At 38.2% G+C, this 24936-nt stretch carries 25 protein-coding genes; all 25 read left to right on the top strand.

Features of this window, described 5'->3' with window-relative positions; genetic code table 11:
• The first annotated feature begins 132 nt into the window (after window positions 1-132).
• The 25 genes from U859_RS0108970 to U859_RS0108845 all read left to right on the top strand — a co-directional run bounded on the left by U859_RS0108970 (window position 133) and on the right by U859_RS0108845 (window position 24843).
• On the top strand, window positions 133-2052 hold the full coding sequence (locus U859_RS0108970; RefSeq protein WP_025143054.1) for a hypothetical protein: 1920 nt from the start codon (window positions 133-135) through the stop codon (window positions 2050-2052).
• On the top strand, window positions 2052-2672 hold the full coding sequence (locus U859_RS0108965) for a DUF6046 domain-containing protein (RefSeq protein WP_025143053.1): 621 nt from the start codon (window positions 2052-2054) through the stop codon (window positions 2670-2672). Before U859_RS0108970 ends, U859_RS0108965 begins: the two co-directional genes overlap by 1 nt.
• Complete coding sequence (locus tag U859_RS0108960; RefSeq protein WP_025143052.1) at window positions 2647-3636, top strand: hypothetical protein; 990 nt, start codon at window positions 2647-2649, stop codon at window positions 3634-3636. Before U859_RS0108965 ends, U859_RS0108960 begins: the two co-directional genes overlap by 26 nt.
• Window positions 3636-4127 (top strand): hypothetical protein, encoded by a 492-nt coding sequence (locus U859_RS30990; protein WP_025143051.1) that lies wholly within the window; start codon window positions 3636-3638, stop codon window positions 4125-4127. Before U859_RS0108960 ends, U859_RS30990 begins: the two co-directional genes overlap by 1 nt.
• A gap of 1 nt (window position 4128) precedes the next feature.
• Window positions 4129-4347, top strand: coding sequence for a hypothetical protein (locus U859_RS0108950; RefSeq protein WP_025143050.1), 219 nt, complete (start codon window positions 4129-4131; stop codon window positions 4345-4347).
• Window positions 4347-4649 carry a hypothetical protein gene (locus U859_RS0108945; RefSeq protein ID WP_025143049.1) on the top strand — a complete coding sequence of 101 codons (303 nt, stop codon included), beginning with the start codon at window positions 4347-4349 and terminating at the stop codon, window positions 4647-4649. Before U859_RS0108950 ends, U859_RS0108945 begins: the two co-directional genes overlap by 1 nt.
• Window positions 4642-4923, top strand: coding sequence for a hypothetical protein (locus U859_RS0108940; protein WP_025143048.1), 282 nt, complete (start codon window positions 4642-4644; stop codon window positions 4921-4923). The genes U859_RS0108945 and U859_RS0108940 overlap by 8 nt, the downstream gene beginning before the upstream one ends.
• A complete protein-coding gene (locus tag U859_RS0108935; protein WP_025143047.1) occupies window positions 4923-5780 on the top strand; it encodes a hypothetical protein in 858 nt (285 codons plus the stop codon). Before U859_RS0108940 ends, U859_RS0108935 begins: the two co-directional genes overlap by 1 nt.
• Complete coding sequence (locus U859_RS0108930; protein WP_025143046.1) at window positions 5755-6222, top strand: hypothetical protein; 468 nt, start codon at window positions 5755-5757, stop codon at window positions 6220-6222. Before U859_RS0108935 ends, U859_RS0108930 begins: the two co-directional genes overlap by 26 nt.
• Window positions 6219-7085, top strand: coding sequence for a hypothetical protein (locus U859_RS30985; protein ID WP_051584670.1), 867 nt, complete (start codon window positions 6219-6221; stop codon window positions 7083-7085). Before U859_RS0108930 ends, U859_RS30985 begins: the two co-directional genes overlap by 4 nt.
• Window positions 7086-7146: 61 nt before the next feature.
• Entirely contained in the window at window positions 7147-7320 is a 174-nt protein-coding gene (locus tag U859_RS31970) for a hypothetical protein (protein WP_162799906.1), read from the top strand.
• Window positions 7321-7349: 29 nt separating this feature from the next.
• Complete coding sequence (locus U859_RS0108910) at window positions 7350-9050, top strand: hypothetical protein (protein ID WP_025143045.1); 1701 nt, start codon at window positions 7350-7352, stop codon at window positions 9048-9050.
• A gap of 55 nt (window positions 9051-9105) precedes the next feature.
• On the top strand, window positions 9106-10215 hold the full coding sequence (locus U859_RS0108905) for a hypothetical protein (RefSeq protein ID WP_025143044.1): 1110 nt from the start codon (window positions 9106-9108) through the stop codon (window positions 10213-10215).
• 2 nt (window positions 10216-10217) lie between these two features.
• Window positions 10218-11975, top strand: coding sequence for a hypothetical protein (locus U859_RS0108900; RefSeq protein WP_025143043.1), 1758 nt, complete (start codon window positions 10218-10220; stop codon window positions 11973-11975).
• A gap of 3 nt (window positions 11976-11978) precedes the next feature.
• Window positions 11979-12380, top strand: coding sequence for a hypothetical protein (locus tag U859_RS0108895; protein WP_025143042.1), 402 nt, complete (start codon window positions 11979-11981; stop codon window positions 12378-12380).
• A gap of 136 nt (window positions 12381-12516) precedes the next feature.
• Complete coding sequence (locus U859_RS0108890; protein WP_025143041.1) at window positions 12517-13641, top strand: hypothetical protein; 1125 nt, start codon at window positions 12517-12519, stop codon at window positions 13639-13641.
• Window positions 13642-13648: 7 nt separating this feature from the next.
• Window positions 13649-16285 (top strand): hypothetical protein, encoded by a 2637-nt coding sequence (locus U859_RS0108885; protein WP_025143040.1) that lies wholly within the window; start codon window positions 13649-13651, stop codon window positions 16283-16285.
• Window positions 16286-16459: 174 nt separating this feature from the next.
• On the top strand, window positions 16460-18814 hold the full coding sequence (locus tag U859_RS0108880; RefSeq protein ID WP_025143039.1) for a hypothetical protein: 2355 nt from the start codon (window positions 16460-16462) through the stop codon (window positions 18812-18814).
• Window positions 18814-19128: a hypothetical protein gene (locus tag U859_RS0108875; protein ID WP_025143038.1), complete on the top strand. Its 315-nt coding sequence runs from the start codon at window positions 18814-18816 to the stop codon at window positions 19126-19128. Before U859_RS0108880 ends, U859_RS0108875 begins: the two co-directional genes overlap by 1 nt.
• Window positions 19129-19502: 374 nt before the next feature.
• Window positions 19503-19757: a hypothetical protein gene (locus tag U859_RS0108870; protein ID WP_162799905.1), complete on the top strand. Its 255-nt coding sequence runs from the start codon at window positions 19503-19505 to the stop codon at window positions 19755-19757.
• Between the two features lie 7 nt (window positions 19758-19764).
• Entirely contained in the window at window positions 19765-20508 is a 744-nt protein-coding gene (locus U859_RS0108865) for a DUF3667 domain-containing protein (RefSeq protein WP_025143036.1), read from the top strand.
• Window positions 20509-20762: 254 nt separating this feature from the next.
• On the top strand, window positions 20763-20969 hold the full coding sequence (locus U859_RS31965; RefSeq protein ID WP_162799904.1) for a hypothetical protein: 207 nt from the start codon (window positions 20763-20765) through the stop codon (window positions 20967-20969).
• Window positions 20970-21077: 108 nt separating this feature from the next.
• Complete coding sequence (locus U859_RS0108855) at window positions 21078-21533, top strand: hypothetical protein (RefSeq protein WP_025143034.1); 456 nt, start codon at window positions 21078-21080, stop codon at window positions 21531-21533.
• A gap of 36 nt (window positions 21534-21569) precedes the next feature.
• On the top strand, window positions 21570-23735 hold the full coding sequence (locus tag U859_RS0108850; protein WP_025143033.1) for a TonB-dependent siderophore receptor: 2166 nt from the start codon (window positions 21570-21572) through the stop codon (window positions 23733-23735).
• A gap of 4 nt (window positions 23736-23739) precedes the next feature.
• Complete coding sequence (locus tag U859_RS0108845; RefSeq protein WP_025143032.1) at window positions 23740-24843, top strand: PepSY-associated TM helix domain-containing protein; 1104 nt, start codon at window positions 23740-23742, stop codon at window positions 24841-24843.
• Window positions 24844-24936: the final 93 nt, after the last annotated feature.

Raw genomic sequence — 24936 nt, 5'->3', positions numbered from 1 at the left:
GACGCTTTTTTGAAATACTACATGCACATTCAAAGCCCTTCCTCTCTTTCTGATGAGGAATGGGCTGAAGAATTGCAAAACTTACACTACATCAGACAACAAGAAGCCGAGGCTTCAAAGCCCAAATAATAAATGAATCCAATTGAATATCTAATTAAGCTAAATGACCAGAGCAGCCCTGCTTTAAACAAAATTGCCGAAAGCGTTGGATTGGTCATCGCTCAACTCAGAACAATTAGTGTTGAGTTAAAAACGATGGTGGAAAAAACAACTTCAAGCGTTGTAAACATCTCGAGGACGACAATGACAGCTGTTGCTTTCGGAGCCCAGAACTCCATTGCTGGGGTGAGGCAAACCATAGAGAGAACTGAAGTCCGTTTTGAAAGTTTTTCAAAATCTATAAAAACAAGAGCAACAAGTTTAAGAGAATCTATGGCATCCCTTTCTCTAAAACAGGAAGATTCATCAGAGTCAAGCCCGGCAGTGTCCGCTATAAGCGAAATTGGGAAAAAAATTTTGGAGTTAACCCAGCAATATGATGGTTTCAAAAAAAACTTAAGCGAAACCTTTCAGTCTAAAGAGATTGGTGAAGGAGCCATGAATGCTATTACACAGTTCGTAACCAATTCTCCTTCTCAACTAGCAGATGTTGTGGGCGCATTTGATAACCTGGCGAAAAATGGAATTAATCCCACTTCGGCAGAGCTGATGTCGCTTGGAGATCTGGCTGCCGTTAAAGGTAAAAAGTTTGAAGATGTTGGTTCTGCATTATTAACAGCACAAAAAGGTGATTTTCAGGCCCTCAAGCAATTTGGCATTGAGGCCAGCGCATCAGGAGATAAAGTGCGCCTTTCGTTCAATGGTGTAACCAAAACGGTCGAAAATAATGGCCAAGCAATGAAAACAGCACTTGCTGAATTTGGGAATATGAATGGCGTTGCTGGTGCTATGGAAAAGGTTGGTAACTCAGTTGATGATATTAGCAATTTAAAATTTTTGTTAGAGTTTATCCCGATAATTTCAAGGGCTTTCGAAATCTTGCAAAATGTGATTCAGCCGGTGATCAATTCTGTTTGGAATTTTTTAAGAACCATGCTTGGTTTGGACGAAAGCAGCAATGGGGTTTCGGTTTTTACCGATACCCTGACCGGAGCCCTCTTCGTAGTCGACATCATATCAACAGCGATTTCGGGTTTTATTGACCTGATATCACCACTTGCTCCCGCAATTTTTATGGTGGTAGGTGCAGTTGTAGCATTAAATATAGCCATGGCGATGAATCCTATAGAATGGATTGTACTGGGGATTATTGCCCTCATTACCATCATCGGTTTAGTGATTAAATATACCGATGGCTGGGGTAAATCATGGGAAGCATTAAAAACAATATTTACACTGGTTTGGGATCAAATTGGTGCCGATTTCAATTTTGGGATTGATAATATGGTGTATGGTTTTAACATGATCTATCTACAAGCCCGAAACGTAGTAGAGCAAATCGTTGGTACTTTTTCAAATCTAGGTGAAGCCATTGGAATGGCACTTGACGGCAATTTAACTGGCGCTATGGACAAGGCCTTTCAAGGAGTTAGAACAGAAGCCGGAGCCGAGATAGAAAGGCTTAGAACAGAGCACCAAACTCAAACAGAAGCATATTACCGAGGAACCGCTCAAAGGGTACAAAAGTTTGTTGGTGCAGTAAATAACCTGGGGATTTCTTTTGACGGAGAAAACTTTTCTAAAGATATTAAAAAAGTAGCGGGTGGGCTTTCTGGGGCCGGAAAAGAAACCAGTTCTTACGACAAGTTTGCCAGAGATAATAAAGGACCAAAAGATAATGGCGGAGCTAATCCAGCAAATAAAAATGCTGTAAGCGGTATTACCGGTGGCGGTACACAAACCTCCCACATTACCATCAACCTCGCCAAAATGCAGGATCAGATCGTAATCAATACCATCAATTCAGGCGAAGGGGCTACCAAAATGCGCCAGCTGCTCGAAGAAGAATTAAACCGCCTGTTAGGCTCAATCACACTAATGCAAACTGCGTAATGACACTAAATATTAAAGAATTAACAGCGCTGGCCCATCTAAGTTATATCGCTTCGCCATACCCTGGCTTTGATAAAAAGCTTAAAATGTTCAACCTGCCCGATATCAATAACATCGGCAGCGCATTGGGTTCGCCTTATTTTATGCAGTTAAGCTTAAAAAAACAAGAAGGTGAAATCATCACCCTACCCAATGAACCACTTGTTTCGATATCGTTGCAAAAAACGATTGTAGAAACAGCAACCGTTGGCGAGGGAAGAACAGGCACGGTAAAAGAGTATATCTGTACCGAAGATTATGATATCGAGATCAAAGGTGTTTGTATCGGAGAAGATGGCAGGTATCCAACTGAAGAAGTTAAAACTGTAAAAGATCTATTTCTGGTTAACGAAGCCCTTGAAATACAGGAAAACAATTTTTTCGAGCTTTTTGGTATCAATAAAATTGTGCTTAAAAGTTTTAAACTCGACGAAATGGTTGGGCAGGAAGGGGTACAGAAATATACTATCAGTGCAGTAAGCGATATGCCTTTCTTCGCTGAATTATCAGAAAGAGGCAAATTTATTAACGAATCAGTAACAAAAGCACTAAATAATGTTCGTCTTACAGGGGTACTTTGAAATAGGGGTTTATAAATTCAGGGTGATAAACAACATCGAAATTACACGTTCGGTAGATGAAATTACCGATACCGCGGTAATTAAAATGCCGACCAAGTTTTTAATTAAAGAGGGATCTGGAAAAGCGGTATATGTAGAGGAAGCGATCAAAAAAGGCGATCCTGTTAAAATCGTTTTGGGCTATAAAGATAAGTTGGAAAGAGTAGAGTTTACCGGCTATGTAGACCGCATTAAATGCACTACACCGATTGAAATCTACTGCGAAGATGCCACCTGGTTATTAAAACGCAAAGCTGCTTCCTTTAGTGAAAGTAAAACTACTTTAAAAAAAGTGCTCGAAAGTATTGTGAGCGGTACAGCTTTAAAACTGGCCGCAAACATACCCGAAATGGCGCTAAATAAATACCTCATCAAGGATAAAAATGGCGCCCAGGCCCTGAAACAGATTAAGGACGAATTTAAGGAAATCTATAAAATTTACCTTAACGATGAAGGCGAACTGTATTGTGGCCTGCAGGAACTGAACAACATTAACCAAAAGGCCAGCTATGATCTTAACTACAACATCATAGAAAATAAGCTCGAATTTAAAAGTGGCGATGATAGAAAGGTAAAGATCATTTGCGAAGGATGCACCAGGGATAATAAAAAGATAACGGCTACGCGCGGAGATAAGGACGGAGAAGAATTTAAATTCAATAGCAAGGTGGTTACCGATCAGCAATCGATTGACAAACTGGCCGACGAATACCTGAAAATTGCAAAATATGGTGGCTACAGCGGAGACGTTACCAGTTTTTTATTACCCGTTGCCGCGCCCGCAATGGCTGTCGAAATTTTTGATAAAAAACATGCCAACCGTGAGGGGAAATACTTCATAAAAAAGGTAGTAACCACTTACGGTATGGGTGGCGCGAGACGAATAGTAAGCATTGGCAATAAATTAACCACCAACAAAAAGTAATGATTGAAGAGATCGCAAAAAAAATAAAACTGCTGGGTAAACAGGATACCGATACCACCATCATGACGGTAAAGGCAGTAGATAAAAAAGAAGGTACCTGCACCTGCGATGAGAATGGGGTTTTGCATACTGACGTCAGGTTATCGGCCATTATTGATGAGAAACTACAAAAGTATTACCTCTATCCAAAAGTGGGCAGCACTGTGTTGGTAACGCCCATCGATGCTGATTATAACATGCAGTTTATATCGGCTGTAAGTGAGCCAGAAGAATTGGTATTACAAATAGGGGAGGTGGTTTTTGAAATCAATAAAGACGGTTTTTTATTGCAGAAAAATAACGAAACACTAAAAGCCCTGATGATGGATCTGATCAAAGAAATCAAAGCCATGAAGTTTACAACCAATGCAGGCCCTACCATCGCCCTGGTAAATACACCACAGTTTTCTGCTATAGAAAACCGGTTCGAACAATTTTTAAAAGATAATTAAAATGGCTTTAAACAAAAATAGATTAAAATCTAAAATCATAGCCGCTTTTGAGGCAGAACAAACCGAACAGGAAGATTATGTAGCTAGTTTAGACCGTATAGCGGATAAACTTGCCCAGTGTATGATTGACGAAATCAAACAGTTGACCATCACCTATAACAGCGGTTTGCTTGCACCTAACGGAGCGGTATCAGGCACCTTTAACGCAACCTTAAGCTAATGGACGAATTTATTAAACAACATGTTGGCGAATTAATTACAGCAGTTATTGCCGCTTTTGGAGGTTGGTTTTTTCAACGGAATAAACAAAAGGCTGAGCTGCAGGCCAACGAAATCGATAACGCAGATAAAGTTTTAAGGTATTACAGGGAGATGGTTGATGATTTGGGGCTTCGGCTTAAAGAAGCAATAGTAGAGTTGAATAAAACAAAAGAAATGGTTAAAGAGCTCGAAGAGAAAGTGGAAGCCCTAACTGAGGAATTGAAAAAGCATAAAAAGTTAAATAATACAGATCATGACTAAAGAAGCCCTACATAATCAATCGGTTCTGGATTTTGTTCTCAATCATACTGGCAGTATTGCTGCGGCTATCGACTTCAGCTTTGATGTGGCCATTTCGATCACAGACGACCTTCAGGTTGGCAACAGTTACCCACTCAGCGGTGAACTTCTGGCAGACTCCGATATTTTAAACTACTACATCAGTAACAACTATAAACCAGCAACAGCAACCCTCATCGATACCGATTATGGAATTGGCGAAATGAGGGTTTTAAGCACTTTTATTGTAAGATAATGGCAAGAAGTATAGAACAAATTCAAAATGAAATCATTAGTGCTAAAGAAAGTAACTCCGATTTAGCCGAACTAACCAGCACCAGTAAAACAGCAGTTTGGAGACTGATAACCTTTGTTATTGCTTTTTCCATTTATGCTCTCGAAAAACTGTTTGATATTCATAAAGCAGAAACCGACGATAAAATTGCGTTACTAAAACCGCATACTGCGCGATGGTACCGCCAAAAGGCACTGGCTTTTCAATATGGTTATCCCCTGGTTACCGATTCGGATGTTTATGATAACACCAATGTTAGTGAAGAGCAGTTGACACTTAGCAAAATAGTGAAATATTCGGCTGTAACAGAGTCTAAAGAAGGTGTCGTAATTGTTAAAATCGCTACCGAAAACGGTGGCATATTAAGTCCGATCAGCGATGTGCAAAAAGAAAGCTTTAAAGCCTATATCGCCGAAATTAAAGATGCTGGGGTGAACATTAACACCATTAATTTTTTACCTGATAAACTGTATCTGAACATGAAGGTTTATTACGATCCTTTGGTTCTGGATGCCTGGGGAAACAGCATTATAAGCGGGGGTAAACCGGTAGAAGAAGCTATAAAGCAATATTTAAAAGAACTGCCATTCAATGGTGAATTAGTATTAGCTCACCTGGTAGATCGTTTGCAGGAGGTAGAAGGGGTATTGATCCCACAGATAGACAGTGCGGAAAGCAGCTGGATCAATGATGAGAATAATTCAACCACCTATGCAGCACCCGAAGCGATTGATGTAAAGAAAATACCCGTGTCGGGATATTTTGAAGTTGTAAATTTTGATCTAATAAAATATGTGGTATACGATAGATATCAATAAACTCGTCATCCTGCTTATTCCCACCTTTTTGAGGAAACCGGTATTTATTGCATGGTTACAGGCTTTGGCAACACCAATAACAACCTTGCATCAGCAATGGTACAATAAAAGACTAGATAATTTATATAAGCTGGCCCATAATGGTCAGGTATGTTACTTACGGGCTGCTTTAAATGATGCTTTTGATCCTGGGCAAAGAAGGATTAAAATTACGAATGGGAACAAATATCAGCGCAAATACATTTATACCAGCGCAGAACAAAAACAGAAATACTTAGGCTTAAGCTATTTGCTGCAGGTAGGGGATTATGCCGATACAGGCGTCGATTTTAGGGTGGTAATCCCACAAGATTTCGATCTGGTAAACAACATATACCAGTTAAAAGCAATGATAGATTTTTATAAACTGGCGGGCAAACGCTATAATATTGAAAAAGAATGAATCAAATAAATTTACAGCAAACCGGTGGTTTCCCACTCGAAACAGATACACTGGATTTTATGCAGACTGCTTACACAGCATTGCAGGCCATTGCTGCACTGGGTGGCGATAACTACATCCTATCGGGTTGTGCAACCACCGGAACTACGGTAGCAGATGGTTATATCGTAATTAACAATGAAGTATTACCTTTTAAGGGAGGTTTACTTCAGACTAATATTGTTATTCGTGAAGATAAACAAACACGCCCTTTCGAGAACGGGCAGGTTAAAGATGTGTTTTTTACCCGCTATGCCTCTTTCGGTACCGGAACAAATGCCATTGCCTGGGCAAGTCTTTCACGTTTAAAAAACCTTGCCGCGTTTAAAGATCTGCCTACACAGGTTAGCTCGGCAATTGACTTTGATACAACAGATAGTTTAGCAACTTCAAAAGCGGTAAAAACTTTAAACGATAAAATAGAAGCTCAATTTCCTGCAGGAGCCATTGTAATATGGAGTGGTGCAATTAACGCGATCCCAACAGGCTGGGCATTGTGTAATGGTCAAAATGGCACACCAAATCTGGTCGATCGCTTTGTTTATGGAGCAGGAGGATCACGTGCTGTTGGTCCTGGTATTGGTGGTTCTGAAACCCATACTTTAACCATTGAGCAAATACCACCACATCATCATCAACTCATTGGTGGAAATATCGGTCAAAGTTATACCGCTGACCGGGGTAGTGGACGAAACTCAGTAGATGCAACCAATCCTTTTACTACAGATACAGGGGGCGGTATGGCGCATAACAACATGCCCCCATTTTATGTGCTGGCTTACATCATGAAACTCCAAACCAACCAGGTTACGGGCTTAGACTAATAGTCGAAAGCTTATTGAAATATTTAGTATTTCAACTCTATAATTAACAAGATCACATAAAATGGACGAAAAAAAATTAACACCGGCGCAGGCATTTGATATTATTTATCAGGCTACTGCAGCTTTACCATTAAACCGTGCAGACAGTCGATTATTAGATTATGCTTTTAGGGTATTAGCACAATTGTTACCCAACGAAGAACAAGGCGCCTGGAAAACCGAAACACCGAAATAGATGTATTGCATCTTCTCAAAAAAATAACAATGGCAAAACAAACTTTAAATACAATAAAAAACTGGTTTAAAACCGGTTTAAAACCTACTCAGCAGCAATTTTGGGATACCTGGGATAGCTTTTGGCATAAGGACCAAGTGATCCCTGCAAGTTCTATTGAGAATCTGGATGCCCGTTTTGACGAAAAGGCCGATGAAGAAGCTTTCGAAACTCATCTTAGTGATCTCAACGCTCATAATATTGGCAATCTTTCTATACCTGCTGGTCCAATTAACACTTTAACAGGAAGTGGCACACGTGCGAACCTGTTTTACAACACTATAGATCAGGTACTTTATATCTATGATGGGGTAGCGTGGAGGCCTGCTGTAGAAGCTGATTTGACTCAGTTTTATACTAAAGAACAGGTAGATTTATTACTTTCTGGATCTGCGCCAGCCTTGACTGCGTCTAACGGTTTGACAATAAGCAATGGAGATATCAAATTGGGGGGAACATATAATGATTATATTAATATCTACAGCCCAACTTACACAAATGGTAGCTTTTCGTTAAGTAATGGATACGCTGGTATTTCAACACTGGGTACCAATAAAGATCAATACTACAATAATATTCAAGGTGAAATAAAGCTACAGGAAAATCAGGTTGTTAATAGTCAATCAGGAGAAAAAGAACTTAGTGCATATTTGAGCGTAGGTTATTCTACAGGTTATTCTCACGTTAGGGTTAGTGAAAAGGACGGTATTGTACTGCAAGACGATTTACTTAAAAAAGGTGCAGTATATGCTGAAGATTATTCAGGTAATTGGGGCGTCAATGATGAAAATGTGTTGATAACTAAAAAATACGCTGATAGCCTGATTCGTTCAACTAATGGATTTGCTCAACTTAATACAGATAATACCTTCACGGGTAGCCAACGATTAGAGAGTAATTCTGCTGAGGATACGAACAGCGCTATCAGACTTACAGAATTAACAAGTGGACGTTATTTACAATTGCAATCTGGTGATATATCTTTTGGTAATAACAGCTTTATAAACACTATTAATCAAACAGCCTTAACGGCAGATAGGACTCAGAATTTTCAGGATAAAGATGGTATAATAGCCTTATTAAGTGATGTTACTGCAGCAGGCTCTGGCTACGCCAAATTATCAGGTGGAAATCAATTTGAGGGAAATCAGGAGTACAGGGATGGTAATAAAGTTTCATATGTAAATGGGGGACTATTTTATACATTCAATCCGGCAAACCAAATGCAAGCTGCTTTTACAGAAGAAGGTTTTGGTGTAGCAAGTATGTCTAATGGTACTACAACCAATCTAAGGCTGGGATTTTTAGAAAATAATATAGCGCGTTTAGTTTTACCCATTGTTAGCGGAACGATTGGGCTTGTTGAAAAATCAATAAGAATTTCTACCGCTAGCTTTACTTTGGATATGACTAAAGATATAGAGCTGATAAATGCATCTACCGGTGATGTAGAAGTAAATTTACCTCAACTGTCTGGTAGTCTTCCTCATCAGGGAAAACAGGTCATCATAAAGAGAATTGATAATCATAACCAATCTAACTATTCGGTAATTGTTAAATCAGATCCAATGGATGTCATAGAGGGCGAGCCTACTAAAGTACTTCCGCAACAGTGGAATTATATTATTTTGGTCGCCATAGGTAATTATTGGATCGTTACCAACTATTATGCTACCCAAAGCCTTAATTAAAATCAATTATTTGATCGGTTCTACTTGTAGCAATAATACCTCAAACAATTAAATAATGGCAAAACAAACATTAAATACAATAAAAAACTGGTTCAAAACTGGTTTAAAGCCAACTCAACAGCAGTTTTGGGATACCTGGGACAGTTTTTGGCATAAAGACCAGGTAATTCCTGCCAGTTCCATCGAGAATTTAGATGCCCGTTTTGATGAAAAAGCCGATGAAGAAGCATTTCAAAGCCATTTAAGCGATAACCATGCACATAATATTGATGGTCGTTTGGCTAATAAGGCAAGTATAAATCAGTTAGAAGCGGAAGTAACTGCACGGGCAAATGGAGATAATTATTTGCAAAGTCAGGTTGATGAACTTTTTAGCAGGCCGTCGGGATCATTAGAAGTAGTAAGGGCTTTGGATAATAAAATATTAGGCGCTATTGATTTTAACGGAAATACCGGGCTAAATGTTGCTAGCCCTGAAGAGAATGGACAGGTTGCCAATAAAGAGTATGCCGATCAGAAGGAAATCAATGCTAAAAACTATGCTGATTTGGTTGCAACAGATGTTTTGAGGTATGCTGGCGATTGGGATGCAGGTACCGGACAATATCCAATATTTGGCACTGGTACAGATGGTACTGTTAGGCGTGGCGATAGTTTTGAGATTAATGTTGAAGGAATAATTGATGGCAAAGAGTACGAGGTTGGCGATCAGTTACGTGCTAAATTAAACGCCCCAGGTCAGATCTCAGCAAACTGGGGTAGCGGTCAGGTAAATAGCCAGCAGGCAACCGAAACCCGAATTGGTATTGCTAAAGTTGCTACAGAAGCTCAGGCAATTGCCAAACTAAGTGATACCGAAATGATGACACCTGCGAAAATTGGTGCAACAATCGCAGCCGAAAAGAAATGGTTTAAGTTTCAAATCGCGATGACAGGAGAAACCGAACAGGCCATTTTAATGGAATATTCTGGTCAGATCAATTCCAGTTTTCTAGGGGGCTGCAACACCTTAAAATTAAAAAATGGTGTGGATGCGCTTTACACTGATGATAATCAGGTATATCCATTTGTTTTTAATGCAGGTGATAGGGTGTTTTTTACATTCAACTATGATGATGTAATGTTTGCCAAGTGCAACGTAATACTTAAAGGGAAATACAATTAATTATGGCAACTTATAATTGGAAATACAAGGGTGGCTCATTTATAAAATATTATGATAACACTGGTCTATTTGTAGCAGATTCAGATGATGATGTTAAGCCTGATAATGTTGGTTATGTAGCGCTTTTTGGAAATGATGAAACTGGTAATGGCTCCAGAAATAAACCATGGAGAACAATCTCTAAAGGATGTTCAACTGCTATTGGAGAGATGATTATCGTAGGTTCCGGAGTTTATCGTGAAACTGTACAGGGATTTTTACCGAGAATATGTGGCGATAGCGATGTAATATTAGATGGAACTGGATTAGATTATTGTGTATCAAATAATAGTGGGGGAAATAATTGTGTAGTAATCGATGTGACAATGAAAAACGCAATTTATTATGCATCAAGAGGCCCAAGTAATTACTATAGATGTCGAGTTGAAAACACTGGGATAAGTAATTTTTATGGCACAGATAATATTTTCACTAACATAACAGTATACAATGGTAACAACGCATTATATCCTGCTCAAAGAAGCCCATCAACTAAGAACAATACTTTTGTTGATTGTAAATTTTTAAACCTATTTGACAATTTCACGAATGTTGATCCCTTTAATATTCACAGCAATATTTTTAAGCGATGCAATCTGCTTATGGATATAGGATCATGTGCAATGAAGTATTCAATTTTGCAAGAATGCAACGTTGCCTTAGCCTATGCTGGGGTTCCTAACACGCTTTATCCAACAACAGAGGCAGGTTGGTCTAAAATCGATAGTTTGCAAGATTTAAAGGATCTCTTTGCAATAGTTCACCCTTCCCTTGATATTAATGAATACTTTGAAAATTGTATCGTTGCCGATCCAAAATTTAACAATATTGAAATTGGTGATTATTCTTTAGCTTTTGATAGTCCTGCCAAAAATTTATCATATCTCGGAACTTTTGTTGGTGCCAGATCAATTGCATATCCAATTAAAGCCTCAGCAGTTGAAAATGAAGGAGATTTTGATTTCAGCAGTATTGAAAATTTAACAATTTCAGATAATAGTATAATTCTCACAAATCCTACACTAGATGCAAGCGTTGAAACAATTGTTAAGGCAAATTTGATAGGTAGAGAATTGGCAGAAGCACCAATTTTCGGTTTCAGTGCTGATAGAAACGGTCAATATATTGATAGTTTAGCTGATTTGAGTGAAATAACAGTTTCAGTTGGAACAAGTCTTAAAGATTTAACACCCTATATCGTTGAAGGGGCTTCAATTATCCTAAATGGTAATATATATCAGCCAGGAGAAAGATTTACAACAAAAGATGTATTGGACTTTTCTTCTGACGGAGGAGGTGTATGCAGAGAAATATTAGAAGCGCCTCAAAGACATACCATAATGGCCAGGTTTAGCAATGGTGGTGCTTCAAAAAGCGTTGGCGATCCCCTGGTTGTTGGATATTGGTATTACGCAATTTCCGGGACAATAAATTATAATGGTGTAGAATACTTTCAAAAATCGTTTAAAGCGATTGATATCAATAGTTTTACAACTTCAGATGGTGGAGTCTTAATTGAAGCTTTCACCAATGAAGAATATCAGCACTATGAGCCCGGTATTGCATTTTCAAGTAATAACGTAGGCAATGTGAGAACAGGACAAATTTTGCGTGGTAATGGCGATCCTGATTATATAAGGGGTACTGCATTTGAATTTCCTATCAATGCCCGTTTCATTCAGTTAAAATACATCATCAGGGTTAAAAACTTAAAACCTTAATTTATGTATAGCGTTGAAAGCGGTCAGATTATACCAAATGCGCTCTATAAAGTTATAGGCGATAAAAATGTTGTTTACGCTGATAATGAATATCGTACCGGCGAATTTTTTAGAGGCATTGATAGCTTTAAAGAATTTGTTTTTGCTGGTGATGGTGTCGGGCTTTTAACTGAAATATCAGAGATAAAGTCAGGAACTATCCTTTTTAAGCAAACTCATAGTGATCATTCTTTTCCCTTAGCGCCTACAGGAATAAATGGCATGGCAATACAATTTAAGCTTACAGAAGCTGAAAAGGTCGTGAATGAGAAAACTAAGTTGCTTGGGATGTCTATAACCTTCAAAGATTATCCTTCCCATGTATATCTCATTAACGAAACTAGGTTTTCATTCAATCCAGATTGAAAATTGCTTAAATACGGAACTAAGGTTTCATTACCCGCTTTAGGGTAGAACTACATCACTTTTAACAGGTGTAAGTGATGATCAATCAATAATAAACTACATCAAAACTATTGGCATCGCCTCAAAGAATTAAACAATGGCAAAACAAACTTTAAATACGATAAAAAACTGGTTTAAAACTGGTTTTAAACCAACACAACAACAGTTTTGGGATACCTGGGACAGTTTTTGGCATAAAGACCAGGTGATTCCTGCAAGTTCTATTGAGAATCTGGATGCCCGTTTTGAGGAAAAGGCTGATGAGGAAGCTTTCGAAGCGCATCTTAATGATCCAAATGCGCATAACATAGGTAACCTTTCTATACCTGCCGGACCAATTAATACTTTAACAGGAAGCGGCACACGTGCAAACCTTTTTTACAATACTGTTGAGCAGGTGCTTTACATCTATGATGGGGCCGCATGGAGATCAGCAACTGCTACTGATCTAACGCAGTTTTACACTAAAGAAGAAATCAATGTACTGTTAAGCGGAGACTCTGGCCCTTTGGAAGGTAAATTTATTAAAGCAAGTCCTGTTGATGCACAGTTGGCTGATATTAAAATAACAGGTAGTGGTACTTTTGGTACAACAGCTTACACACAAATACAGAATGCTTCAATTTCTTTATCAACAGGGGCTGCAGGAGGAAGTTTTAATACTACAGGATTTTCATTTGGAGGAGCGACAGGGAGCTTTGGGCTAAATCCATCCTCCCTTAATGGTAGCAATAACTCCGGTAGTTTTTCTGTCAATTCTGAATCGGTCAACTTGAACTCTTCTGGTAAATTAGTAACGTTAACTTCTTCATATTTATTTATTAATGATGGCTCAACAGGCAAAGGGTTTACTTTTACTCCAAATAAATTAATATTTAGAAATTCCGGTAATGTATCTAGCCGGATTGATATTGATGAGTCATTAACTGAATCAGTTATCTACAAACTTCCAGCAACCTCGGGAACATTAGCTTTAGAAAGTTATGTAGATGAAGTCGTCAATAAAAAAGCCATTCCGATTACAGTTTCCGGAACAGAAGAATATGTACTTCCCTGGGATGACGAGCGTAAAGTACTTTTTGGAGCCTATGGCGATTTTAGTGTTTGGTTAAATGGTAGTTTAGAACAGGTGCCGATCACATTTACTACCGGAGAAGATGGTAAACCAAACGAATACCGATTCACATTGAGCGGAATCGACGCACTGATATTGATCAAATAAAACACAGATGAAAAAATATTTAATAATTGCTTTTATTGCCCTTGGCTTTTCAGCAACAGCCCAGCAATCTCCAACAAATAAAACCCGGTCTAATAACGATTTTTCGCAGGTAGATAACTATTTAATTGGATTGAAACGCTTGGGTATTCCTACAAGTGAAACCGATAATTTAGATGCAGCTGGTTTGCCTCAGAATGCGGTTAAAATCATTTTTAACACTACACTGGGAAAGCTTAGGATTTATAATCCACTTACAGGAACTTGGGCAGATGCAACAGATTTATCTGCGTATTATACAAAATCGCAGATAGACGACGCATTCAATGGCAAATTTGATAAAACAGGTGGTGCTATAAATGGCTCAATTAATTTAAAGGGCGATATAAGCATGGGCGGAAATGACCATAACATCTTGCGTATATCTACCGAAGGTGATGGGCAGGGAGCAAATGCTTTTGTGAGTAATGGTCTTGGCGGTAGCATTAGTTTTCAAGGGTATAATTTTAATTTTAACGGGATTAATTCTTATTTAAATACTAATACATTTATTAATGGTAATCTTACTTTAGGACTGGGTGCAGGCTATGGTTATTTTGATAATTACGGATGGAATGGGACTGGCTCGGGATTAAGAATGTTAGGGAGAAACTCGGTTACTTTACAGGCAAATCCTGATGCTGACATAGAACAGCCTGGTAATACTGATGCTGTTATCGATTTAAAGGTTTTTGACGAATCTGGTCTAAAAATTTTAAGAAACAAAGATGTAAGGGTGTATAATAATATTTCTGATATTAATGGTACCCCTTTTCTAAAACAGGGTGATGCTTTGCCATTAGTCAATTCGCCAAACCTCCCAGATAGGGGTAGATTATCCCCTGTTCAGTTATTAACACGTGATAATGATGGTGGAACTATAGGTAAATTACAGTTAAGCGAGCTACTAAGATCGAGAAATGGGATTGTTGATAACGATGGATATTTAGAATTAGGTGGAGATTATACAAGCGGAATAAATTTAGGGTCAAGTGAACATGCTCGATTAGTGTTAAACAATAGTCAAGCAACAATATCACACGGGGATGCTAGCAGAGGAATCGGTCAGGCCACTATTTCTGCACAATCTAACGCAGCTACTGGCTATTTACAGTTTTTTACTGCTACAGCTCTAGGACAAAAGGGGATAGGTATTGATGGTGCTAATACTAACAACGGCATTATTGTAAATGATGCAGTTGCACAAATGGGAATGCAATATAATGACGATATTTCTTGGGCAAATGCAGGGCCTCAAACCATGATGCCTAAAAAATATGTTGACAATAATTTTATAAAAAATCTAATAGCTACCGACAACGCACAAAATGCGAGCTTTAATTTGAACGGAAATGGCTTGTTAAATGGAGATTTGAAAACAAATTCGATGCATGTCAATTCTATTGAATTGGGTACAAATGATGGTGATCTTAAAATTGCACCACAGGGAACTGATAAAATAAAAATAACCGGAAATTTAAACATTGGAACCAGTACTAATATTGCTATAGCAGAAATTACGGAGAGTTATAGTACTTTTCATGGAGCAGTAATAGCAGACAACAACACAAGCGGAGCATATAACTACTTTGAAAGTCAAGACAATACTGTTGGGAAAAGAGGTACTTATCGAAGTAATAGTTGGGGTTTTAACTCTGGAACTGGTTATTTGAACTTTGTAATTCCCGAATTTGAGGGTGGGCATAATATCACTTTTCCTGTTCCTAAGGTCAATGCTAACGTAGCTTATCAATCTGATTTGGAAGGATATTTACCGCTAACAGGCGGTACTATGAATGGTGATTTAGCAACGGTAAATGACCGATCTTTTGCTATGTACAAAACAGAAGACCAAGGAGGGGATAGAATAGTGTGGAGACAAGAATATTTAAAGTGGATTAAAGATGGTGAAACCTGGTTCGATCTTAATCAAGGTTCTTTTAGATATAATGGAAATACTGATTTCCACGGTTCTCAAAATGTTTATGGAAATCTTTGGGTTGGTACCATGCCGAATATAACAGGACAACCATACCAATTTGTAGTTAAAGATCAAACCTCCGGTAACATGTCTGTCATAAACGATAAGTTTTTATCCTTAGGTGGTGGCGTGATGGAGGGGCGAATTTCAGGTGCTAGTGATGCCGGTACTTGGTCATTCGGTAGAAACTCTGAGTCAGGAAAATTTAATTTCGATTTTAATAATAATATTATAGCTTTTAATGGCGGATTAAATTTGAGTAACTCTTTAAAGGCTGGTAATGGCATTTCTGCGGATGGTGGAGAGGGATCTGGGGGATTTAATGTTCCGATAGGAGTTTCGGGTTCACAGCCAATGTTAGGATTTAGGTCTCGAGGTTATGGAAAATCAGCAGGTATCGGATACAGTTCAGGTGGTTTAGATTTTTGGATAAAAGGTGAAAATAATACTGATCTAACAGCTACTGGAATTAGACCATTAAGAATTGCAGATAATGGTAAGGCAGAATTTTTAGATGATGTAGAACTTATTGATGCAACTAAAGGCATCATTCTTCACTCACCAAACGGAACACGCTACAGGTTAACCATTAATGATACTGGTGACTTTGTTAAAACAGCCCTATAAAAATAGTCTCCTTTAAATACCAATAACTGCGGTTGCTTGCATTCTAACCTCCAACTAAAAACCACTCCATAACAATTTCATATTACCTGAATTTAGTTCCTTTTGGTGCTGAGATTACATCTGTACGTTCCAAAATTTGAATTGAGTGTTCAAATATTGATATAATAAAAAAAAATGAAGAAATATTTAATAATTGCACTGATAAGCATTTGTCTATCAGCAGCAGCCCAACAAACACCAACAAATAAAACACGATCTAATAACGATTTTTCGCAGATAGATAACTATTTAATTGGCTTAAAGCGTTTAGGTATACCTACAAGCGAAACCGATAATTTAGATGCGGGAGGTTTACCTCAGAATACGGTAAAACTAATTTATAACACAACGTTGGGAAAGCTTAGGATTTACAATCCCTTATCATCTTCCTGGAGCGATGCTTTACCAATAGATCTAACAAATTTTGTTGATTTAAATAGTACACAGATCATCGGGGGAATAAAAACATTTAATGGACAATCTGTTGAATTTGCAAATGCAAACCCGGTAAAATTCTATAATGGAGTTAATTTCCCTTATGGTAGCGGTATTAATTTTAAGGATGCTAGTGGAGTTTATGACTTCTCGTTGAGTAGTCCGGGTATAGGGCCGCTACTATGGTTGCATGTTGGTAATGAAGTATTCAGTTTCAGTGAGGATGGAAATATTGGTTTATGGAACGGAGGAGGAAAGTTTTTAAAAGATAAGGATTTAGATGCACTCATTAATCCTAAAATAGCAAATTATTTGCCATTAGCAGGAGGGACAATTGATGGAGAATTGCATCTGCCAGATTTAGAAAATGCCATTACTGATGATTATTATGATTTAAAAGGCTTTCTTTTAGGATTTGACAATACTACCGATAAAGTTAAAAAACGTAGTGTAAACGATTTTATTTGGAATGCAAATAGTTCTTACAATTCAATCCAACAAAATGCTAGTGTTAAGGTTAGTGGAGAAATTAGAACTGAAGCTGATCTTTACGTTGCTGGAAAATCGCAAATTTCTAATATGGTTCTTTCTTATGATGGCAATCATAATATAGATTTTAGTAATAGTGGTTCAGGTGTTCTTAAAGCAGGTAATTTGGTTTTTCAAAGTGATGCATCGGGTTCTAATGTTACAAACATGGAAATAAATTCTTTTCAAAATAAAATGACTATCGGGATGCCTGCCTATTTCAATGAGAAAATTTACCCATCACTTTATAATCCTATTGATTTGACTGATAATTTAACCATTTTGGCCCGGAATGAAGAAACTGGTGAAATGGCTCAACTACCAAAAACATCTCTTTTAAGTTCCAGCGATGCAAAAATTCCTAAATTTTTTGGTGCTGATGACAGAACATTACCTGTAGGTGGCTTATATATAGACAGACCAAACATCGATAACAAATTTGGAGCTTTCTTAACTGTTGGAACTGATGGGTATACAAGAGTTTTAAATAAAAATCAAGTTGATGTTAACTCGTGGGGCGGCTTAAATACAGGTGATGCCTTTAGCTCTGTACAGAATGGTGCGATTACGGGTATTTTGGGGAAAGATATTGATGGTAGTGCTTATCTATATAATTCTCTAGCAGTAAAAAACTTTTTAGGCTTAAACTCTATAATTCCAAATGATGGTGATGTTTTACATAAAACTCTTGATGAAACAAAAAAAGGTAGTTTAATCTTATCTAACGAAAGGGATGAAAATCCTGTTTATCTGGCTGTTGTAGATTATGATACAGGTTATGGCATTAATGCAGGAAGCAATGGGGTTATGTCTTTAAGAGGCGATAAAGAAACCGACCTTTTTGGAGGGCTTACTATTCAAAATTATAACTCCAAAGGTAATGCCCCCATCTTCCTTAAGTCAGGTATTAATGGGGCTTTGATAAATTTTACTTCTGAAGATTATTATCCTGGCGAAAACAATCAATTGCAGTTTAGAAATTTTTCAGTTGGCAATGATGCAGCTGTTGTATTTAAAACAGCGGGTAATTCATTTCAATTAAATAATGATAGCTTTCAAATAACTAATTTGGAGGAAAAAACGGACGATTCTTTTGCTCCCTTATTGGCTTACAATCCATCAAATGGTCACGTAAAAAAAGTCGAAAACAATGTTTTATTAAGGCCAAATGCGGTTAACTCCAGCACTTTAGGAACTGCTACAACCATTAGGATAGTCCCGGTACAAGATGGTTCACAAGTAGGGGCAAGGCATGAAATTGGCTTTAGCTCCTGGAATACAAATGGCACAACCCAATATGGTATTGGCGGTCGGGTTACTGATGTCTCTGGTAATGAATACAACGACTTGTATTTGTACAATAACGGCGCAGAGAGGCTAATTGTTGGTTCTGATGGTAAGGTTTCTGTCCCAAATGATATTGAAATTACTGATTTAACCAAAGGCGTGATCCTGACATCTCCAAATGGTAGCAGGTTCAGAATTACGGTAAGCGATACGGGTGTTTTAACTACAACTGCTCTATAATGGAACATTTTTTAATTCTTGTGATGGGCTTGCTAGGCATCCTCATTTACAACCTCTTTAAAGCCAAAGAATACATTGCCTCCAATACATTTATATTAACAATTTTTATCAAAGAAAATCTAACCATATGGCTTTGGGCATTTTGTGTGATTGTGGTGGCCACAGCGATTCTTTACATCGAACCCAATGCAAATGCAATAATTAAAAACCTTTCGGGCTTAGATTTAGCCAATACCAAAACTGGTTGGCTTTTATTCGGAGCGGGCTTATGCGGCCTGTTCCGAAATGTTAAAAAGAAAAAAAGCACGGTTTAACACCGTGCTTTTTTTGTGTGATTAAATTTCAATACACAAATCGATTTTAAAATTTGTACAATTCGATTTGGCGATTACATGTGGTTCGAATTTCAGGATTACAAATTAAGATGCAGATTAAAAACTTTTGGTGTAAAGTATTTTCCCAACCACATCCAAAAGTTTTACTTCCATTGTTAGTTAGTGCTTTAACCTCAGTTTTCTCTTCCGTTTTGATGAAGAATATCACATCAGAAAATTACGTCAATCGATTTTAAATATTTTTGTCACTATACAGTGATATATTGTATATTTGTTCAGCTAAAGAAACATTGCAAATTGGCTATGTATCTCTGCATCATACCGCAAACTATATTAACCTGATCAAGATTGAAATGAAAAAAGCAATTCCACTCAACGAATTATCTGTAGAAGAATTATATAAGAAAAAACAAAGTATAAAAGGAGCCTTAATAGGTCTTGGTGTGGTAATGCTCGCCGCCTTCATTATTTTGCTTTACCTCGTTTTTACTGCCAAAACACCAAAAGTGCTGGCAGCCATTCCTATATCTTGTGCTTTAGCATTATTACCCGCTTTTATTAGTCTGGGCCAAATCAATACTGAAATTAAAAACCGCGCTTCAAAATAGCTTTCCCATGTCGCCAGATTGCCTAAATTGTGCTGCTCCAGTTACACATAATTACTGCTCCAATTGCGGGCAAAAATCTACCACACACCGTTATTCCATTAAACATTTCCTGGCCCATGATTTTGTTCATGGCGTATGGCACGTTGATAAAGGTATTTTATTTACCCTAAAAGCCTTATTTACACGACCGGGCCACAGTGTCCGCGAATTTATCCAGGGCAAAAGGGTTCCTTATTTTAGTTTTGTTACGCTCATCCTGCTTATCTTGACGGCATCAAGTCTCATCGCACCGTATACACATGGTAGCATCACTGACCTGATGCCTAAGGGAAGCAAGGCAATGATGAGTGAGATCGAAAAATTTATCTCCGACCATCCAAAGCTGATCCTGATTATTACTATCCCGATTTATTCATTTTTTACTTTTATCTGGTTCAGAAAAGCAAAACTTAATTATTCGGAGCATCTGGTTTTAAATTCAAACCGCATTATTGTCGAATTAATTATTGGTTTGCTTATTTCGGTCATCACTATTTTTTACACCAATAGCAAAGGGCTGGTGTTAATGTATTTTGGTGCAGCAACCTTCTTTGCATTTATATACAGCATCTGGTTCTATTACCAGTTTTTTTCCGGCTTTAACTATAGTAAAAAAGGATTACTTATAAGAAGTATCCTTGTTCCTGCCTCTTACTACCTGGTATCATTTTTAATTGGAGTAGTATCTGCTATTATGAATATGAAGCATTGATTATTTTTCATCTACCTATGAAAAATAATCAATGAATTGGTGAAGTACCACCTTTTAACATTTATAGTCCTTATCTTTGGCGCGAAATGTATAAAAGGCTTACCGTCATTTTGCTATTAATTTCCCTCGTTGGATCCAATCTTTCCACCTATTTTGTATATGCTGGATTTGAAGTGAACCAAAAGCAGCTGGCTGAAAAGTTTTGTGTAAATAAAAACAGGCCCTGGATGCACTGTAACGGAAAGTGCTACCTGATGAAAAAGCTAAAACAGGCCGAAGAGAAAGAAAAGAAACAGGAGCGCGAAAGTCAGCGTACAGCTTTTCAGTTGGCCATGCCAAGCTCACCAGTTGCATATCATTTTACTCCAGTACTTTTCGAACGTCACTATTCGCTGGCTAAAATAGAAAGTCCGATTAGCTGTCATTTCTCTATATTTCAGCCACCAAAGCAAACCTGTTAATATTTGGAGTAGATTGATGATCTATTTCTACTAAATTCTGATCTTTTTTGCAACTGCAGAATTTCCAGATCAGAACGATAATAATATACTTGCGTTTGTAAATTCTTTATGAAACTTATTTTTTCTTATCTGCTCGTCATTATCGTGGCTTGTTTATGGTTTTCCTGTAAGCAAGAGCAAGACTATAAAACGCTCCGATCGGAAGTAGTTGCCAGGCATGATAAGGTGATGAACGATGCAGATCTGGCCAATGGTCAAAAGGCGATACTTGATTCTATTTATCAGTCGGTTAAATCTTCCGGTAATAAGCCTGATGTTTTGGTTGATTCAGTTACATTAATTGAGGTGATTAGTGGAATAGAAGAGGCCAACCAGCAAATGGAAAGCTGGATGAATCATTTTGATCCTGACATTTCGGGAAAAAGTGAAAGAGAGGCTTTAGATTATTTTAAAGTTGAGCTGAAAAAGATAAATAATCTCGACAGGCAGTTTAAGGCGGCAATTGTTCGTTCAGACCGCTATCTCGATAGTCTTCACATTGAAAAAAGAAAAGCGCTGCATTAACAGACTTTATTTTCAGGGATAATCGTCCCAAAAATTATGACAAACAGATTTATTCTATTTGCCTTCCTGGCTATGCCTTTTGGCGTATTGGCACAGAATGGCAAAACAAAAAATACAGATACTGCAAAAACCGATAGTGTTAAACATTTACAAACCGTTGATATTAACTCGCGCTATTACCGTCGGTATAATATTGGCAAATCGTCCGCTACCCTAAAACAAACCACTCCGCTGTTGCAATTGCCGCAGAATATCCAGGAAATTGACAAAAGTATTCTTTTAGATCAACAAGCCATTAATATCAACGAAAGTGTAACCCGGAACGTAAGTGGTGCAATCCGTAATAATACAGCAGATTTTTATGGACCATTCATTTTTATGCGCGGTGCAGGAATAAATACACTCCGCAATGGTGTCGATCTTTCGATGATTTATTACGGGCCAATGCCTGAGGATGCCGCCATTATCGATCGCATGGAGTTTATTAAAGGTCCGGCAGGTTTTATGAATGCCATTGGCGATCCGGCAGGCTCTTTTAATATTGTAACTAAAAATCCTACAGGAATATCCACCAATAATGTCAGCTTTACTGCCGGAAGTTTTGATCTTTTTAGGCTGAGCGGCGATTTTGATGGGAATTTTGATAAAAACAAAAAATGGCAGTACCGTTTAAATGTTGTGGGGCAAAAGGCCAAATCATTTCAAAAATTTGCCTTTAATGATAAGTTTGTGATAGATCCCGTACTGAAATACAATATCAACGACCATTCATCCATTACCGCCGAATACATTTACCAGAAGCAAAAATTTTTGCAGTACCTGCTCACTGTGTTTACACCTGATGGATTTGCTTCGCTCCCGAGGGATTTTAGCATCTCTGATCCGAACAAGGAGCCAGTTAAAGGCTCAGAAAACAATGCTTTTTTGACTTATGAAAATCAGATTGGAAAGAACTGGCATTTAACCGCGAAGGGTGTTTTTGCGGGTAGCCACTTAGATGGGAACTACTTTTTTGTTTCCAGTTACAATAAGGCTGCTCCAAATTTACTACCGAGGCGGGTAACTTACGAAAGGTTCAATACTAATGTATATGCTTTTCAGGCTTTTTTAAACGGTGAGGTGAAAACAGGAAGCATTACGCATAAACTTCTGGGCGGGATAGATGCTAACCGTAAAAATCTTTTGGCTTATTCTGGTTATAACGATAAAACCGCTAATCCTACTTTATACTATCTGGATATCAATAACCCAGTATATGGGATCAATTTCGATTCGAACAAAAGGGATGGAGCCTTGAAAGATATTGCCACCAACAAACAATCGGTTGAATATTATGCCGCTTATGCGCAGGATGAACTGAATATGCTGAACGATAAATTGAGAATCACATTTGCAGCAAGGTTAACCGGATCAAAAAGTGCTGTTGCTGTTCCAACAGTAAGCGAAGTGAAAGACTGGATAGTTACGCCGAGGGCCGGCATCAGTTATTCGATTCTGAGCGATTTTGCAGCTTATGCTGTTTACGATAATACTTACACGCCACAAAGTGGTTTAAGTATAGCCGGAGGGGTTTTTAAGCCACTGAAAGGTGAAAATTTTGAATTTGGACTAAAAAAAGACTGGGCCAACGGCAAGTGGAATACAACCTTATCTTTCTATAGGTTAACCCGCGATAATATCATTGTAACCGATCCCTCAACCTTATTGCAGTCGCAGATTGGGCAAACTAAGGCCAGGGGTATCGAATTCGATCTAAAAGGAGAAATTGTTAAAGGATTGAACGCCGTGATCAATTATGCTTACACTGATGCAATTATTTCGAAAGATGCGAACGCAGCAATAGTTGGACTTCCTTCTCCATATTTAACTAAGCATATTCAGAATACCTGGCTAAATTACAGGCTTCCGCTTGCGCTGCCAGGTTCTTTTACCGTCTCTGGTGGTTATCAGCTTCAGTCTGGCCGTTCTGGTCGTTATTCTGTAGAAAATAATTTGGCAGTTGCGCCTATTTTCAGGCTCGATGGTGGCATCGGCTGGACAAACAATCACATTATTGTGAATGCGATTGTAAACAACATTCTCGATCGAAATAATTATGGCAGTGCTTGGATTACGCCGGTAGCCTCAAATCCGGTCGGATTAAATGCTTACGTGCCTTTTGCACCACGGGAATTCAGGTTAACAGTGGGTTATAATTTCTAAGGAGATGAAAAGAAAGAACAGCTTCACTAAATGGGCATTCAATTTACATGGATGGCTTGGCCTGATGGCCGGGCTGTTCTTTCTCTTTTATGGGATCACCGGCTCTATGCTCATGTTCCGTGGTGAATTGGACAGGTATTTCAATCCTGAACTACACCACATTACACCCCAAGGGAAAATGTTGGGCGCCGATGGGATTTATAGAAATTTGGTACGGTCTCATCCTAATTTGAAGAAAATTGTACTGCATGATTTTCCTGTTAACGCATACGACAGTTATGAGTTTATGGTTTACCTGAATCAGCAGCAGATGACCGAAAATTACCTTTACTATATCTGTGTCGATCCTTATTCGGGTAAAATTTTAAAAGAGGGCAGTTATGCAGCTCTTCAGCCCTCGTTTTTTCGCTGGCTTTATTCGCTGCATTACAGTTTACAATTGGGGATGCCCGGCAAACTTTTTTCAGCGATAATCGGCTTAATTATGTTGCTTTCACTATTAACAGGCATAGTTGTGTATCGGAAACATTTCTGGGATGCTCTTCGTTTTAAAGCAGGCCTTAACTTTAAAAATTCGAGGACGGCTATTTCCTCTTTGCACCGAATTGTTGGGGTATGGGCAATGTTGTTTACCGCATTGTTGTTTTTTACAGGTTTTTGGATGAACAGTGAACATTTTAATCCCGAAACATGGAAAATAAACCCACCGGTTGAAAATACTTTGGTAAAAGTAAATATCGATTCACTTGTTGCTGCTTCGAGGAAACTGGTTAAAGGCTTTGAGCCCATTGCGGTGAATATCCCTACCACACCGGGAATTCCGGTTCAGGTTCGCGGACACATGCCCGGCAGCGGAAATCTACTTTATCGGGGCAAGGCGAGTGGGTTTTCTTTCGATCAAAATACCGGGGAATTATTGAAGACGAGTATCATCGAAAAACAACCTTTCGCTGCTCGGTTCGATGCCTGGATGTACCAGCTTCATATCGGTGCTTTTGGCGGTAATGTGCTCAAATCATTTTATGTATTGCTTGGATTATTGCCAGGATTTCTTTCTGTTACAGGCGCATTACTTTGGTTTAAGCGTAAAAAGAAGTTTATTAGTTAATGTTTTTTGTTTAGTCGTCATTTCGAGCGAAGTGCAACGCAGTCGAGAAATCTATTATAGATCTCTCCATTTCGCTACGCTTCAGTCGAGATG

Source organism: Pedobacter jeongneungensis (genome assembly GCF_000633455.1).
Classification (GTDB): Bacteria; Bacteroidota; Bacteroidia; order Sphingobacteriales; family Sphingobacteriaceae; genus Pedobacter; species Pedobacter jeongneungensis_A.
The sequence above is the reverse complement of the archived record's forward strand: the minus strand, read 5'-3'. Positions and strand labels throughout refer to the sequence as shown.

Bases quoted from the DNA above. Each gene is read 5' to 3' on its own strand.
- U859_RS0108935 (WP_025143047.1), top strand. From the start codon at position 4,923: ATGGCAAGAAGTATAGAACAAATTCAAAATGAAATCATTAGTGCTAAA.
- U859_RS31970 (WP_162799906.1), top strand. From the start codon at position 7,147: ATGGACGAAAAAAAATTAACACCGGCGCAGGCATTTGATATTATTTAT.
- U859_RS30985 (WP_051584670.1), top strand. From the start codon at position 6,219: ATGAATCAAATAAATTTACAGCAAACCGGTGGTTTCCCACTCGAAACA.
- U859_RS0108845 (WP_025143032.1), top strand. From the start codon at position 23,740: ATGAAAAGAAAGAACAGCTTCACTAAATGGGCATTCAATTTACATGGA.
- U859_RS0108885 (WP_025143040.1), top strand. From the start codon at position 13,649: ATGAAAAAATATTTAATAATTGCTTTTATTGCCCTTGGCTTTTCAGCA.
- U859_RS0108895 (WP_025143042.1), top strand. From the start codon at position 11,979: ATGTATAGCGTTGAAAGCGGTCAGATTATACCAAATGCGCTCTATAAA.
- U859_RS0108950 (WP_025143050.1), top strand. From the start codon at position 4,129: ATGGCTTTAAACAAAAATAGATTAAAATCTAAAATCATAGCCGCTTTT.
- U859_RS0108965 (WP_025143053.1), top strand. From the start codon at position 2,052: ATGACACTAAATATTAAAGAATTAACAGCGCTGGCCCATCTAAGTTAT.
- U859_RS0108870 (WP_162799905.1), top strand. From the start codon at position 19,503: ATGAAAAAAGCAATTCCACTCAACGAATTATCTGTAGAAGAATTATAT.
- U859_RS0108910 (WP_025143045.1), top strand. From the start codon at position 7,350: ATGGCAAAACAAACTTTAAATACAATAAAAAACTGGTTTAAAACCGGT.
- U859_RS0108905 (WP_025143044.1), top strand. From the start codon at position 9,106: ATGGCAAAACAAACATTAAATACAATAAAAAACTGGTTCAAAACTGGT.
- U859_RS0108900 (WP_025143043.1), top strand. From the start codon at position 10,218: ATGGCAACTTATAATTGGAAATACAAGGGTGGCTCATTTATAAAATAT.
- U859_RS0108855 (WP_025143034.1), top strand. From the start codon at position 21,078: ATGAAACTTATTTTTTCTTATCTGCTCGTCATTATCGTGGCTTGTTTA.
- U859_RS0108850 (WP_025143033.1), top strand. From the start codon at position 21,570: ATGACAAACAGATTTATTCTATTTGCCTTCCTGGCTATGCCTTTTGGC.
- U859_RS0108890 (WP_025143041.1), top strand. From the start codon at position 12,517: ATGGCAAAACAAACTTTAAATACGATAAAAAACTGGTTTAAAACTGGT.
- U859_RS0108970 (WP_025143054.1), top strand. From the start codon at position 133: ATGAATCCAATTGAATATCTAATTAAGCTAAATGACCAGAGCAGCCCT.
- U859_RS0108865 (WP_025143036.1), top strand. From the start codon at position 19,765: ATGTCGCCAGATTGCCTAAATTGTGCTGCTCCAGTTACACATAATTAC.
- U859_RS0108945 (WP_025143049.1), top strand. From the start codon at position 4,347: ATGGACGAATTTATTAAACAACATGTTGGCGAATTAATTACAGCAGTT.
- U859_RS30990 (WP_025143051.1), top strand. From the start codon at position 3,636: ATGATTGAAGAGATCGCAAAAAAAATAAAACTGCTGGGTAAACAGGAT.
- U859_RS0108880 (WP_025143039.1), top strand. From the start codon at position 16,460: ATGAAGAAATATTTAATAATTGCACTGATAAGCATTTGTCTATCAGCA.
- U859_RS31965 (WP_162799904.1), top strand. From the start codon at position 20,763: ATGAAAAAGCTAAAACAGGCCGAAGAGAAAGAAAAGAAACAGGAGCGC.
- U859_RS0108875 (WP_025143038.1), top strand. From the start codon at position 18,814: ATGGAACATTTTTTAATTCTTGTGATGGGCTTGCTAGGCATCCTCATT.
- U859_RS0108960 (WP_025143052.1), top strand. From the start codon at position 2,647: ATGTTCGTCTTACAGGGGTACTTTGAAATAGGGGTTTATAAATTCAGG.
- U859_RS0108930 (WP_025143046.1), top strand. From the start codon at position 5,755: ATGTGGTATACGATAGATATCAATAAACTCGTCATCCTGCTTATTCCC.
- U859_RS0108940 (WP_025143048.1), top strand. From the start codon at position 4,642: ATGACTAAAGAAGCCCTACATAATCAATCGGTTCTGGATTTTGTTCTC.